This window comes from Paenibacillus sp. FSL R7-0026 (genome assembly GCF_038004485.1).
Taxonomy (GTDB): domain Bacteria; phylum Bacillota; class Bacilli; order Paenibacillales; family Paenibacillaceae; genus Paenibacillus; species Paenibacillus xylanexedens_A.
In genome coordinates, this window is sequence record NZ_JBBORG010000001.1 from 3,510,964 (window position 1) to 3,524,688 (window position 13,725).

The 13,725-nt window shown below is 47.2% G+C and carries 12 protein-coding genes; 2 read left to right on the forward strand and 10 right to left on the reverse strand.

The window, feature by feature from the left end:
- Positions 1 to 109: 109 nt before the first annotated feature.
- From poxB to MKY44_RS15480, 8 genes are all read right to left on the reverse strand, one after another.
- The gene (poxB, locus tag MKY44_RS15445; protein ID WP_338587061.1) at positions 110 to 1,837 is read right to left on the reverse strand and encodes a ubiquinone-dependent pyruvate dehydrogenase; all 1,728 of its coding nucleotides are present in this window, start codon (positions 1,835 to 1,837) and stop codon (positions 110 to 112) included.
- Positions 1,838 to 2,093: 256 nt separating this feature from the next.
- Positions 2,094 to 2,855: an SDR family NAD(P)-dependent oxidoreductase gene (locus tag MKY44_RS15450; RefSeq protein ID WP_341007781.1), complete on the reverse strand. Its 762-nt coding sequence runs from the start codon at positions 2,853 to 2,855 to the stop codon at positions 2,094 to 2,096.
- A gap of 158 nt (positions 2,856 to 3,013) precedes the next feature.
- Entirely contained in the window at positions 3,014 to 3,319 is a 306-nt protein-coding gene (locus tag MKY44_RS15455) for a Dabb family protein (RefSeq protein ID WP_341007782.1), read from the reverse strand.
- A 149-nt stretch (positions 3,320 to 3,468) separates the two neighbouring features.
- Positions 3,469 to 3,720, reverse strand: a complete 252-nt coding sequence (locus MKY44_RS15460) for a type B 50S ribosomal protein L31 (RefSeq protein ID WP_062834756.1) — start codon at positions 3,718 to 3,720, stop codon at positions 3,469 to 3,471.
- A 144-nt stretch (positions 3,721 to 3,864) separates the two neighbouring features.
- On the reverse strand, positions 3,865 to 4,131 hold the full coding sequence (locus tag MKY44_RS15465) for an HPr family phosphocarrier protein (RefSeq protein ID WP_026081056.1): 267 nt from the start codon (positions 4,129 to 4,131) through the stop codon (positions 3,865 to 3,867).
- A 165-nt stretch (positions 4,132 to 4,296) separates the two neighbouring features.
- Positions 4,297 to 5,364, reverse strand: coding sequence for an NAD(P)-dependent alcohol dehydrogenase (locus tag MKY44_RS15470; protein WP_100527485.1), 1,068 nt, complete (start codon positions 5,362 to 5,364; stop codon positions 4,297 to 4,299).
- Between the two features lie 110 nt (positions 5,365 to 5,474).
- Positions 5,475 to 7,622, reverse strand: coding sequence for an alpha-glucuronidase family glycosyl hydrolase (locus tag MKY44_RS15475; protein ID WP_341007783.1), 2,148 nt, complete (start codon positions 7,620 to 7,622; stop codon positions 5,475 to 5,477).
- A complete protein-coding gene (locus tag MKY44_RS15480) occupies positions 7,619 to 9,808 on the reverse strand; it encodes a glycoside hydrolase family 52 protein (protein WP_341007784.1) in 2,190 nt (729 codons plus the stop codon). Before MKY44_RS15480 ends, MKY44_RS15475 begins: the two co-directional genes overlap by 4 nt.
- A 221-nt stretch (positions 9,809 to 10,029) precedes the next feature.
- Between MKY44_RS15480 and MKY44_RS15485 the strand changes: the two genes are divergently transcribed.
- Positions 10,030 to 10,941 (forward strand): AraC family transcriptional regulator, encoded by a 912-nt coding sequence (locus tag MKY44_RS15485; RefSeq protein WP_221821501.1) that lies wholly within the window; start codon positions 10,030 to 10,032, stop codon positions 10,939 to 10,941.
- A gap of 31 nt (positions 10,942 to 10,972) precedes the next feature.
- On the opposite strand, the gene MKY44_RS15490 is transcribed toward MKY44_RS15485, so the two are convergent.
- Positions 10,973 to 12,376 (reverse strand): aldehyde dehydrogenase, encoded by a 1,404-nt coding sequence (locus MKY44_RS15490; protein ID WP_341007785.1) that lies wholly within the window; start codon positions 12,374 to 12,376, stop codon positions 10,973 to 10,975.
- A gap of 90 nt (positions 12,377 to 12,466) precedes the next feature.
- On the reverse strand, positions 12,467 to 12,769 hold the full coding sequence (locus MKY44_RS15495; RefSeq protein ID WP_017688208.1) for an ArsR/SmtB family transcription factor: 303 nt from the start codon (positions 12,767 to 12,769) through the stop codon (positions 12,467 to 12,469).
- Positions 12,770 to 13,038: 269 nt separating this feature from the next.
- Between MKY44_RS15495 and MKY44_RS15500 the strand changes: the two genes are divergently transcribed.
- A complete protein-coding gene (locus MKY44_RS15500) occupies positions 13,039 to 13,713 on the forward strand; it encodes a GntR family transcriptional regulator (protein ID WP_339191551.1) in 675 nt (224 codons plus the stop codon).
- Positions 13,714 to 13,725: the final 12 nt, after the last annotated feature.

A 13,725-nucleotide genomic window follows, 5' to 3' on the forward strand; every position in this document is an offset into this window, starting at 1 on the left:
CCATAATGTCTTGTCACGTGCTCCTCTTTTACCTCTTTTACATAAACAATACTTTGAAAGTCGGTATCTCTACAACTTCAAACGGTGCATATCCGCTTATCAAGACACTTTAACGCAGCAAATTCGTTTTTGCCAATTCAATAATTTCGTCCCCGCGTCCGTTGAGCACGGCTTTCATCATCCATAACGTGAATCCTTCCGCCTGTTTGATATCAATCTTCGGAGGTAAAGACAATTCCTGACGGTTCACCACCACATCAATCAGTACAGGACCATCATGCTGAAGCGCACGCTGCACAGCTCCTTCCAGTTCACCCGGATCCTCCACCCGAATACCTTCCATGCCCATGGCCTGAGCAACCATCGCAAAGTTGGGATTGACAAGCTCTGTCCCCGATTCCAGGAAGCCGGCAGCTTTCATCTCCAGCTCAACAAAACCGAGTGCTCCATTATTAAACACCACAACTTTAATCGGCAGATTATGCTGTTTTAATGTCAACAGATCACCCATCAGCATCGTAATACCGCCATCACCCGACAACGAGATGACTTGTCTGCCCGGATCAGCGACCTGAGCACCAATTGCCTGTGGCAAAGCGTTTGCCATCGTACCATGACTGAATGAACCGAGCAGTCTGCGATTACGAGACATCTCGATATAACGGGCCGCCCATACTGTCGGAGTGCCGACATCACAGGTGAAGATGGCATTTTCAGCTGCGGCATCACTAATGACCTTGGTCAGGTACTGCGGATGAATGGGCTTTTTACCCGGTTTTCCAACGGCCAGCTCGTCCAGATCTTTGCGTACTTTCACATAACGATCCACACTTTTACGCAGATGTTTGTCACTGTGTTCTTCTGTCAGATAAGGAAGCAAAGTTTCAATAGTCGCTTTCACATCCCCACATACGCCGTAATCCAGCTTCGTGCGCCGACCCAGATGGGAAGATTGAATGTCGACCTGAAGGACTTTCGCATCTTCGGGATAGAATTGACGATATGGGAAATCCGTTCCCAGCATTAATAATACATCACAGTCCATCATGGCATGATAACCGGATGAATACCCAATTAGACCCGTAAGACCCACGGAATAGGGGTTGTCATACTCCAAATATTCCTTGCCTCGTAGCGCAATAACCATCGGGGATTTCAAGCGATCACAGAGCTGCATAAGGGGTTCCCGAGCGCCCGCGCAGCCTGCACCGCACAATAACGTAATTTTTTTGCCTTGATTAAGATACTCCGCCAGTTTCACGAGTTCAGGCTCAGAGGGATGTACCACGGGGTTGGTTGCGTGATACACATGCTCAGGCACAGGAAGATCCGCTGCTTCAAGTCCTGCTACATCCCCCGGCAATACAACGACGGACACACCTGAACGTGCAACTGCTGTCTGAATGGCCATCGTCAGAGAACGTGGCATCTGTTTGGCTGTTGTAATGACTTCACAATAATCGCTACATTCCTGAAACAGATACTCCGGATGGGTCGCCTGAAAATATTCACTACCAATCTCGTCACTTGGGATATGTGCAGCGATAGCGAGTACAGGAACACGATTGCGATGACAGTCATACAGACCGTTAATCAGATGCATATTACCAGGACCGCTGCTACCTGCGCAGACAGCGATACTTCCACTGACCTCGGCGTCCGCACCAGCAGCAAATGCAGCTACTTCTTCATGTCGTACATGAATCCATTCGATCTTACCCGAACGACGGATGGAGTCGAGTACCGCATTCAAGGAGTCTCCAACAATGCCATATATGCGTTTGATGCCAGCGTTCAATAAGGATTCAACCAGAACGTCCGCGACTGTTTTTTTCATAAGTGATGGGTCTCCTTTAATTGCTCATTTTGATTATGTTTCCACTCTGTTAATATACCTATTCTTATACCCCAATCTTCTGAAACCCGAACCAACTCATATGTATTTCTGGATATATGAAACAAAAACCTGCCCCTTGAACCGTTATTTCATTGTTAGCAAAATGCCAAAAAATCCGCTTGTCGAATGACAAACGGATTACGGTTAAACTAGGTTTATTGTTATTTCATGTAGATTCCCGAATCCAAATCAGACACTAGATAGCAGGCATCACATTGCCACCACTTACCGGGATATAGGCACCTGTGATAAATGAGGACAGATCCGACGCAAGAAAAGCCACCGCATTGGCGATTTCCTGATCTTCACCCCTGCGCTTCAGCGGCACGGTACGCGTATATGCCTCATCATGTCCAGGCTCACTGGACCGATCACGTTCACTAATTGTCCATCCAGGTGCAACCTGGTTTACGGTAATCTGATACTCGCCAACCTCCTTGGCTAGCACGCGATATACACCATCCATTCCACGCTTACCAGCGGTGTAGGCCGATTGATGAGCGAAATTTTGCATCGCACATTCCGTATTGATGCCAATGAACCGACCGGCTCTGATATCTTGCATATGTGGAATGAAAGCTTTGGCAAGATACACACTCTGCATGACACAGGATTCGAACTGGCTCAAGTAATCTTCAGGAGACTGTTCCAACACTGTTGTCCATTCATATTGAATGACCGCATTGGCAACAACGATATCCACTCCGCCGAGGACAGACTGAATCTCATCACGCATCCGAATTGCTGTATCCTGCTTTGTAATATCTCCCTGTACAATAACAGCCTGACGACCGAGTGCTTCAATCTCACCCTGAAGCTCCCGAGCCTTGGTATCATTATTTATGTAGTGTAGAGCCAGATTGGCGCCACAGGCTGCCAACGTGCGGGCGATGACTCTCCCCAGTTGTCCGGTTGCGCCTGTAACCAGAGCCGTTTTTCCTGAGAGATCCAATTGCATAACAGCGAAAACCTCCTTGAATTCATTTGCTCGAAATAGTCGAAAACGATTTCGAAATGTGTTACTTTTGTTCATTAATCACGCGTTATTCAGAGAGATATACAGCATTGTTCAATGCTGTATATGGTAGTTCAACTTTTTTCTATATGTGGAGACTATTAATTATGATGTTGAATGAGATCAATTTCCTGGAAGCGACTAACTTCCTTTTCCCAACGCTCTTCTACATATTGACGGTGAACCGGGTGATTGTTGTATGCATCATACGCAGCCTGATCTGTAAAGACCATAGAGAAACTGTAGTCAAACTCATTCTTCTCACTTACCTGTCTCAGAACCTGAAATTGCTCTACCCCAGGAATGACAGCCAGTGCATCCGAACTTTCCTTCAAAAAGGCTTCGGCCTCCGGTGTATCTTTACCCGCGTAAAGTGTAAACGTTACCATATGTGTGATGCTGCTCATCTCTATTTCCTCCTCCAATATGTTCGTACTCGTTTCCTAGTGTACATCCGAATGTGTTGTAAGCGCAATAATTGGTTGAATTAATTTTTAATGTACACAAAAAAACCTCAGGACAAATCCCGAGGTTTTTTTGTAATGTATGGACAAACTTATTTGTTGATGTTGTATTTACGGTTAAATTTATCAACACGGCCACCGATATCCACGTTTCTTTGTTTACCAGTGAAGAACGGGTGGGATGCGGAACTAGTGTCCACACGGATTACTGGGTAAGAGTTACCGTCTTCCCATTCCATAGTTTCGTTAGAGAACTTCGTGGAAGAACTCAGGAATTTGAAATCAGCACTTGCATCGTAAAAAATTACGAGTTGTGTCTTTGGATGGATGTCAACTTTTGGCATAATCTATTTACACTCCTTTAATATGGGTACTTCTTTAGAATCAAACTACATTTTATTATACTCTTTTTTTGGACAAAGTACCAGCAGGTTTTGAGGAATAGCTAAAAAAAATATGATATCTGTGATTTTGCACCTAATCAGGTGTCACGCCGTCCCTTTCTCCAGTACATTCAACATGTACTCCAAAGCCTCCAGTTCATCCCTGCCTCTTGTCTGTAATCTGACAACACTACCATATCGAATGGGTAGTAACGCCATTCCAAGCAGGCTTTTGACATCTACACGATGCTCATGCTCAGACTCCATATACGACAAAATAATATCCGAGGAAAAACGCGATGCTTGAGAAGATACCGACATCAGATCATCCCGATGAAAATCAGCGTGTATCATAAATTCATGTACTCTCACAACCTTCAGTTCCTTTCGCTAAGTACTTATTCACCAATATGGTGTGTATCCATTTATATATTAAAATCTTCATGAATTATACCATGTTATGGGAGCTTGACCCATACTTTTTTGCAAAAAAAACAAAAAAAGAGTCCTATACCGCAGGACTCTTCCAGGTTGTTCTTACATACCATTCGGATATACCATGACCTTCAGACTACCACTTTTATTGTGTAATGCGCGCTCCATCGCTTGCTGTGTCTCTTCGAGTGAATAACGATCTGTAATCAGGGACATGACGTCATGCTGACCGGAGCTCAGAAATTCAATTCCTGCCGGATACGTATTGGCATAACGGAATATGCCATAGATATCAACTTCATTGTCCGCAATAAATGGAACATTGAGTGCGATCTCGTCCTGTGCAGGCAGGCCCACAATCGCAAGTTTGCCTCCACGTCGAAGTGAATACAGAGCGGATTGTAGCGCCTTCGGATTCCCCGCTGTTTCCCATGCGGTATCGACACCCACACCATTTGTTAACTCGCGAATCACAGCCAGCGCATCTTCATTCCGCACATTAATGGTATGCGTGGCACCCATGCGGCGAGCGGCTTCCAGTCTAACTTCCTCCAGATCCGTTACAATGATCTTCTCTACACCGAAAGATTTGGCAGCAGCCACAGCCATGAGTCCAACGGGACCCATGCCCATAATCGCCAGGGTTGTACCCGGAGCCAGTTTGCTGCGGCGTGCAGCGTGAATACCAACAGAGAATGGCTCGTTCATAGCTGCTTCCTCATAAGACAGATGATCCGGGATCGGGAATACCATATCTTCACGCATCACCATGTATTGTACAAATGCCCCATCCACCGGAGGGGTCGCTAGAAATTGTACATCCGGACATAGGTTATAACGACCTTCTTTGCATGCCGTGCAACGTCCGCAAGTCACCCCAGGCTCAATAGCAACCCGATCCCCTGTTTTGAGACGTGATACGTTCGAGCCAACAGCAGCAATGATCCCCGCACACTCATGACCCAGAATGATCGGTTTCTCCACAACGAATCTGCCAATGCGTCCATGTTCAAAATAATGCACATCCGAGCCACACACCCCGACAGCCATTACCTGGATTAACACCTCATCCGCTGCCGGTTGCGGGACGGGTTGTTCCTCAATAATAATGTGTCCTGGCTCTGTCATGATAGCAGCTTTCATGGTCTCGGGCAGTTGATGTTGTCCCATACGGTTCTCCTCCTCATGTATGTCCATGCTGTCTATTCTACATCAAAGAAAACAAGGTATCTTCTTACTTCCTTCCTAATTACCAAGTTCATCTGCATCCGCAATTCCACTCAATAGATTGTTCGACCCTGTTCATCCGCAATGCCGCTCTTGCGATAGAAGTACGTATTGATCATGTCCCGCCATTCCTTCGCATGTTCGGCCTGGTTGTCCTGTAATGAAGCAACTTTACTGAAAATGACCGGGTCGATTTTGCCCTCCAGCCCTCTCCATGTCTCCGCTAACGCCTCCGCCTGCACAACACCTTCAAAGTGTGTATCATAAATATGCTGAATGACCGTTTTACCCGAATGCAGAACATGGGTGTACGGCACATGATGGAAAAATAAGATCAGCTCATCCGGACAGGTGTCTACGGACTCATAGCGATCAGCATTCTCAGGGTGATACTGTGAAGTGTATCCTGTACCGCTGTTCACGGTTCGATCTACACCAATGCCATGACAATCGGCAAAGTGATACGTTCCCCATTTGGAATACTCATACCCATCTACATTCGGCCCATAGTGATGCTCCGGATTAACCATCCAGCCTACACCGAGAGGCGCCGTATAATTCTCATAGATATCTAGTGAAGTCAAAAGCATGCCCGTAACCTGCCGCACAACTTCGTCTTCATGTCCAAATGTGAGTCTCACCCACTCATCGGCAATCTCTTCCGCGGTTAGCTCCGGATTCCACGCAAGTCTTCCGTATCCATATAGATTCGCCTGCGCGAGTGGATGTCCTGTCCAACAGGCATCTGCACCAATATTGGATACTGCGGCGAAGCCACTGTATGGTCGTTTATACAGAGAACCGTCCGCGATCCGCTTGATCTCTGAACCTTCGCCTTTGGCGTATGTGTCAAAGTCCAATACTTCTTTCCACTGGGGAACCAGATAACAGAGATGACGTTGTTGCCCGGTATACTCCTGTGTAATCTGAAATTCAATCACCTGATTTGTATTTTCCATGGCGCCGAACAGCGGGGATACCGCCTCTCTCACCTGAAAGTCCATCGGCCCGTTTTTGATCTGCAAAATGACATTTTCGGCAAAACGCCCGTCCAGCGGCGTAAAGTGGTCATAGGCTGCACGTGCACGGTCTGTGGAACGATCCCGCCAGTCCTGCTTGCAGTTATAGACAAAGCAACGCCAGATGACCAATCCACCGCATGGCCGAAGGGCTTCGGCCAGCATGTTCGCACCATCGGCATGATCACGGTTATACGTGAACGGTCCCGGACGGTTCTCGGAGTCTGCCTTGATCAGGTAACCGCCAAAATCCGGAATCGCTGCGTACACCTTGGCCGTTTGAATGTTCCACCATTCCCGTACTTGCGCATCCAGCGGATCAGCCGTACGCAATCCACCAATCTCAATTGGACTCGCATAGTTGGCGCTCAGGAACAATCGAATACCATACGCTCTAAATTCAGCGGCAACCTTCGCCACATCACTAAGATAACGTTCTGTCAGAAACAGACTCTCACGGCGGTGTACATTAACGTTGTTGATCGATATGGCATTGATGCCCGTGGAAGCGAGTAACCGTGCGTAATCCCGGATGCGTCCCAAGTCCAGCGTGAATTCCCCGTTATCATAGAAAATGGATTCTCCTGCGTAACCACGCTCAATGCTGCCGTCCACGTTATCCCACTGATTAATCATCCGTAGCGCATTGGTTGGCTGCTCTGTAATGAAGCTCCACTTATTCACAGCATCATCTGCCTCATGTGCACTTCCTTGATCCATTGTCAGCTCACGAAGCAGATGGAATGCACCATACAGCACACCTTGGGGAGTCTCTGATCCAATGACCAGCACACCCTCGGTCTCGTTCTCACGAATGATGTACCCTTCCCCTTGAACAGTTGAACGCTCTGTCTCGCTGAACAATCCAGCCACGGAATCGCTCCCTGTCCAAGTGCCGATTCGTATTGCGGGAGCGGAAGCATGATTGTCCCGTTCACTTTCCTGAGCATCAGACAGATGCCTGACCGACGGTTTCACGCCATATAACCTCTCCAGTCCCCGTGAAAGTTCGGTCAGAGCTGTTGTGATCACTCCATGGTTCTCTTCCGCCAGTATCAGTTTGCTCCATGCAGGAGCCGTCTTTTGGGCAAGCCCATTCGCTCCTGGCAATTCAGAGTGATACCCCAGCCACGCATCATATTGTGGACCTGACAAGGCAGCTTGAACGACGGATTGGCTCATTGTACCGCCTCCTTGCTGGCATAGATCTGTGCAAGGCGATTCCCTTTTCCTTCGAGTAACCATAGGATCGACGTTACACCGCGCGGGTAGTACTTGCTGCCAACCGCTACACCAGACAGAATCTGGTCACTCCAGCACCAGTAGGATTCCTCCGGATGCAGCAGCCAGTTGACATGAGCCGCGTCTGCTGCCTTGCCTGTCTCATCCCATTCCACATCCAGCAGCTCTCTAGCGATAAACTGGGACAAATAGATTTTGCTTAACCACGAGTTATTGCTTGTTGAGGACAGTTTCCATCCTCCATCTTCGAACAGGCATGTTCCCGGTACAAGAACCGTCTTCAGATGAGTTTGGAGAGCTTTCAGATAAGGTCCAAAACGACCATTGACATCCAGTGCTGCTTCACAGCCTGTAAAGTACGGGAACACCAAACCTTCAATCGCCGGAATGATTCGAGAATCATTATTTTCTGCAATTACAGCTGGAATGTAGCCGCCATCAGTCAACTGTGCAGCAATGCTGGCAGCGCAGCGATCCGCTTGAAGCCCTGCTTGGTGGGACAGATCGGCCAACTTCTCAGTTGCGAACAGCTTCTCCAATGCAACATAGACCGCCCAACATTTACCCGCCAGATAGATATTATTGCGAGACTGTCCAAGTGACACATCCAGGCTGTCATAGGTTGTAATCTCCGCTCCACCTTGGGTACGGCTGCTATCCAGACCCATCAGACCGTTACGCTGCTCAGCGTCGGGATGGTCACGATTAAGCATGCTTTCGAAGCAATCTTGGATAACAGGCAACATGTTTTTCACAAAAGCTTGATCCTGTGTCTGTTCAATGTATACTGTCGCGCAGCAGAGCCAGTTCACCAGCTCCTCGTGGCTCATCTGTGAGAAACAGTCGTCAATGCCAACCAGTTCATATGCCGAGTGTCCAGGACGTGAGAACACATTGGCAACACCAATATCATGGGTAAAGGTAATTCCTCCCGGATACAACTTCTCTTCCCCCGGGAAACGAACCTGATCCGTATAACTGTATCGTTTCACAAACCACTCCAGCTCATTACGCACCGTCCATGGATTCAAGGCAAGCTCGAAGTACAACTGGTCAGCCGTCAGATCAAGTGTGTTCATCATCCGATACTCCCCTTCGTTCACCACCCAGAGTGGCTCACCATCGGCATCCAGCAGTTGAGTACTGGCATAATAGCTGTGAATGGAATGAGCAAGCATGAATGATTGATCTTCGGTCAAAGCAGCCGATCCAAGGCGTTGTTCAACCTCTCCACAAGATGCGGTCAACTCACTGAAGCGTTGTAGTGCATACTCTCCTGCTGCCTGAATATCGGAGAAGTACCGCGTATACCAATACGTTGTGTCCATTCCGGTCGTCACAATGCCCCCGCGATAGAAACATACTGCGAATTGATACGTACATTTCTCTCCAGCCGGAACCTCCATCAGTAGTGCAGCGGTTGAGCCAAGTCCAAATGCCAGATTCTCCCGATGTTTCTCCTGCAACAGTTTCTCCAGCGTAAATCCGCGTGCGGGCCACAGTCCGTCATTTGCTGACATAATTGCTGTAAGTCGACCTTGTCCCACACCTGTGATCGAGCCACCTTCCGGTCCCCCAATCAGACGCATCGCAGAGTACGGATCATTGCCCTGATAGCCAAAGTAGGCTTTGCGGGGTTGTTGACCTTCCGTATTGTCAATCGTCATCTCAACCAATACGGCAGGTACGAGTGCATCCATTAATTCTTCACGATCCCCATTCGTTGGATCAGGTACTGGACGTACAGGAGAGTAGATACGGAACGTCAGATCTCCAGCAGTCCACGTATCCGTACCTGAAGTAAATTCACGTGTAATATCTTCATCGCGAAAAGCCGTAATAAGAGGTTGTGGAACTTGGGTCGCTGGTGTCGATGCCGGGTCCCCATTCTCCAACTTCTCTACATCATAGCGGCTGCTCTCATCCTCGGAAGCTTCATAAAAAGGAAGCGCCTGATAATTGTCGCCATCGCGAGATTGTAATCCAATATATACATTCTGGTCTGCCGGCTTGCCGAGTTCAAGACCCAGCCCGCCTTTGGCTCCTTTGTATCCCAGTGTAAAACTCGCAAAAGCTCCGATCGGTGCGTGATGTGCATTATAAAAGATGGATTTGGATGTGCTCATGAATCATAACCCCTCTCAGAATGGTTTGCATACGTTTTCATTAGCCCCATCCTAACACGTGGTTCCAACTCAGACCATGATCAAATCAATCGGATATTTACCCAAATCAAGCTGATAGACTATAATAGATTAAAGCGGTTACACAAAACCATGCCATTTGATATACGTGCGTAATCAAAATCACTTTTACTGAACAACCTCTAAATAAAGGGGGATCTTCCATGTCTTCAACGTACTTGCCTCCTACTTTGGGAGAAAGTGTCCATGAAGTTTTTTATCCAGATGTGCAAACAACGGTCAATCTGTTCGCCATTCATTTACGAAGTGTCGGTATGGACTGGGATTATCCGGCGCATGAGCACCCTCAATATGAATTGAATTATGTCACGGAAGGCGAGCAACGCATGATGGTGAATGGTACCCTATACATTCAAAAGGCTGGCGAACTGCTCCTGATTCCTCCGGGAAGCATTCATTCCAGCCAGAGCCATAACGGCAAGGGATTCACGTATTTTTGCATGCATTTTGACATTGATGATCAGTTGTTCTTATCACTACTGGCGCGCATCAAACAAGTGCGATTCAGTGCGGATAGTCCGGTTACACAGCAGATTGAGCCGGTTTTACGCAAATTGATGTCATCTGCGGATGATGAAACAGCCAATACGATGGTACAGCGTATGCAGCTTCAATCTGCGGTATTTGAACTATTTGGCCATCTGTGGGAGGCGGTCTCGCAAGAGGCAGCGCAGTGGTTTACCGACGGACACGAGAAGATCGAACTCGCCCACCAGATTCGTAATCGATTGCAAGGGCTGATGAGTCAGCAATTCAAACAGGGACACGAGTCCAACGGTCACTATGGCATTGATGATATTGCAGCAGAGCTGGGCATCAGTTCTTCTCACTGTAATCGCGTGTTCAAGCAGGTGTTCGGTCAATCTCCACGTGCTGTATTGTCCCAGTTGGTTTTGCATGAAGCGAAGCTTCTTCTGGGCAATCCGAAGCTGTCCGTTCAAAATATTGCTGTCATGCTTGGTTATAAGGATATTGCCCATTTCAGTCGTCAATTCAAGCGCTGGTCCGGCATGTCACCATCCCGTTACCGACAGGAAAAGCCTGCTCTGGAATAAGGTCCAGTAGCAGGCTGTTCATCTTTCTTATTTATTTCAACAAACGCTTAATCAACTTCAGCTTGTTATCATATGGTGGATATAGAATCGGCAGATTCAACTTGGTGCTTTTTTTCAGTACACTTTTGAGATGGGAGAAAGTCTCGAAGCTATACTGCCCATGATACGAGCCAACGCCAGAATGACCAACACCACCAAACGGCAGACGCGGATTCGCTACATGCGTGATGGTATCGTTAATGCAGCCGCCTCCAAAAGAAACTTCGCGCAGTACTTTGTCCTGAACCCGGGTGTCGGAAGTAAACAGATACAAGGCGAGCGGTTTCGGCCGCTTTACGATTTCTACAATGGCTTCATCAATGTTACGGTAGCTAATGATCGGCAGAATCGGTCCAAAAATCTCATCTTCCATCGTTGCTGCATCCCAGGACTCCGCATCAATCAGTGTAGGTTCAATGAAGCGATCTTCCTCATCCGAAGCTCCCCCATATATTACTTTGGCCTGATCCCGCTCAATCAAAGTCGTCAGACGTTTAAAATGTCCCTTATTCACGATTCGCCCATAGTCCTTGTTGTGCTGGATATCCGAACCAAAGAAGGACACAATCGCTGCTTTCATCTCCGTGATTAACGGTTCCTTAACACGCTCATGCACGAGCAAATAATCGGGTGCGATACAGGTCTGTCCTGTATTGAGCAGTTTGCCCCATATAATGCGCTCAGCTGCTACTTTGATATCCGCCTGTTCATCCACGATGACCGGACTTTTGCCTCCCAGTTCTAACGTAACGGGAACGAGATTTTTGGCAGCTGCCTCCATCACAATCTTGCCAACCGGTACACTGCCTGTAAAAAAGATATAGTCGAATGGCGCGTTAATCAGCGCTGTCGTTGTATCTTTTGCACCATCAAGCACTTGTACGTATGCCGGTTCGAACACGCTCGCAATCATCTCACGTACAACAGCCGACACCGCAGGTGTATTCTCTGACGCTTTGAGCACGGCTGTGTTACCTGCCGCAATAGCACCTACCAATGGTTCGATTAAGAGTTGAAAAGGATAATTAAACGGTCCGATAATCAGAACCGCCCCGTATGGTTCGGGTATAATATAACTTTTGGAACCCAGGAGTGCCATTTGCGTTTTTACTTTAACGGGTTTCACCCATTTATTCACTTTACGAATGGTGTGTGTGATGCTGTCCATCATAAATCCGATCTCGGTTGTGTAGGATTCGAACTCACTTTTGCCCAAATCCTGATAGAGAGCTTCTGTCAGTCTGGCTTCGTACTTTTGAATGGCCTGCTTCAGTTGGGTCAGACGTGCAATTCGAGCTTCTGCCGATCTTGTGGCCCCGGAACGAAAGAACTGTCGTTGCTGCTCCAGAATCTGTTCAACTTCCTGACTGGTTACTTCCTGTATAGTCGTTGTCATATATACATACTCCTCTATTTATTATTGATCAAGCGTTTAAACTTACGAACCTATACGGCACATGCAAAAGCATGTTTTATCACGATTAATCTACAGACACTCTTCTTCCAAAGCAGCTACCAGTTCCTTCAACAGTTCCACCGATGCATTCAATGAAGCCGAATAATAGCGCTGTGTGCCCTTCTGTTCCACAGATATAAGCCCCTTCTCTAACAACAACTTGAGATGATGAGATATGGCTGGTCGGGATAGGCTGGACTGTTCGGTAATTTCATTCACTGTCATTCTGCCCTTCTCGGTGAGTGTCAGCAAAATGGATTGACGATGGTTGTCACTTAACACCTGAAATAACGGGATACAGGTTTGAAAAACGCTAATTGCTTTTTGTCCCATGGTTTCACCTCTATACTATTTCTTCAATATTTCTACGTATATTTTCTCTATTTGATGTCTGTTGGTTTAAACATTCGAACCTAATGACTGAATTGTACTCTTTAATCACTTGAACTGCAAGTGAACCATCAACTAAATTTAATATAATACCGATAAAGCGCTTCCATACTACCATACAAGTATGGTAGTATGTCATTGAAGGAGTTGAAGTTGTGGAATATACCCCAAAGTTATCATCCAAAGCCGGTTTGTTGCCTGTTGCGAGCAGTATGTCTTCCATGAATAAGCAGTCTTACTCAACGCGAGATGTCGTTTACTTCACGCTGAAACAACTCATTTTGAGTCTGAAAATGCCTCCGGGAACAGCTATTTCTGAGAAGGAAATTTCGCTGGAGTTTCAGGTCAGCCGGACACCTGTTCGAGAAAGTTTTGTAAGGCTTGCTCAGGAAGGTCTGCTGGAAGTGTATCCACAGCGTGGCACTTACGTCTCTCTGATTCAGGTTGATCTCGTTGAGGAAGCACGGTTCATGCGTGAACAGCTCGAACGAGCCGTCATCAGGCTAGCCTGCGAGAACTTTCCGAACGAACAGATGGTAGCTCTTGAACAGAACCTTGCGTGGCAACAGGAATGCAGGGTCAAACCGGATGATGAACGAATGTTCCAATTGGATGAGGAATTCCATAGCACTCTTTTTGCAGGCTGCAACAAAAGCAACACCTGGACTGTTATCCAGCAGATGAATGTACATTTGAATCGAAGTCGCATGTTACGCCTGTCCTCGGACCACCAGTGGGATCACCTGATTGAACAGCACCGATCTATGGTCAAGGCCATTCAGCAGCATGATGCCGACACAGCAGAGCGACTGATGCAGGAACACTTGCATTTAACTGTCACCGATTTGGCTGTCCTGCAGGATACATATCCGTCCTATTTTCAATGACTGAATTTTTCT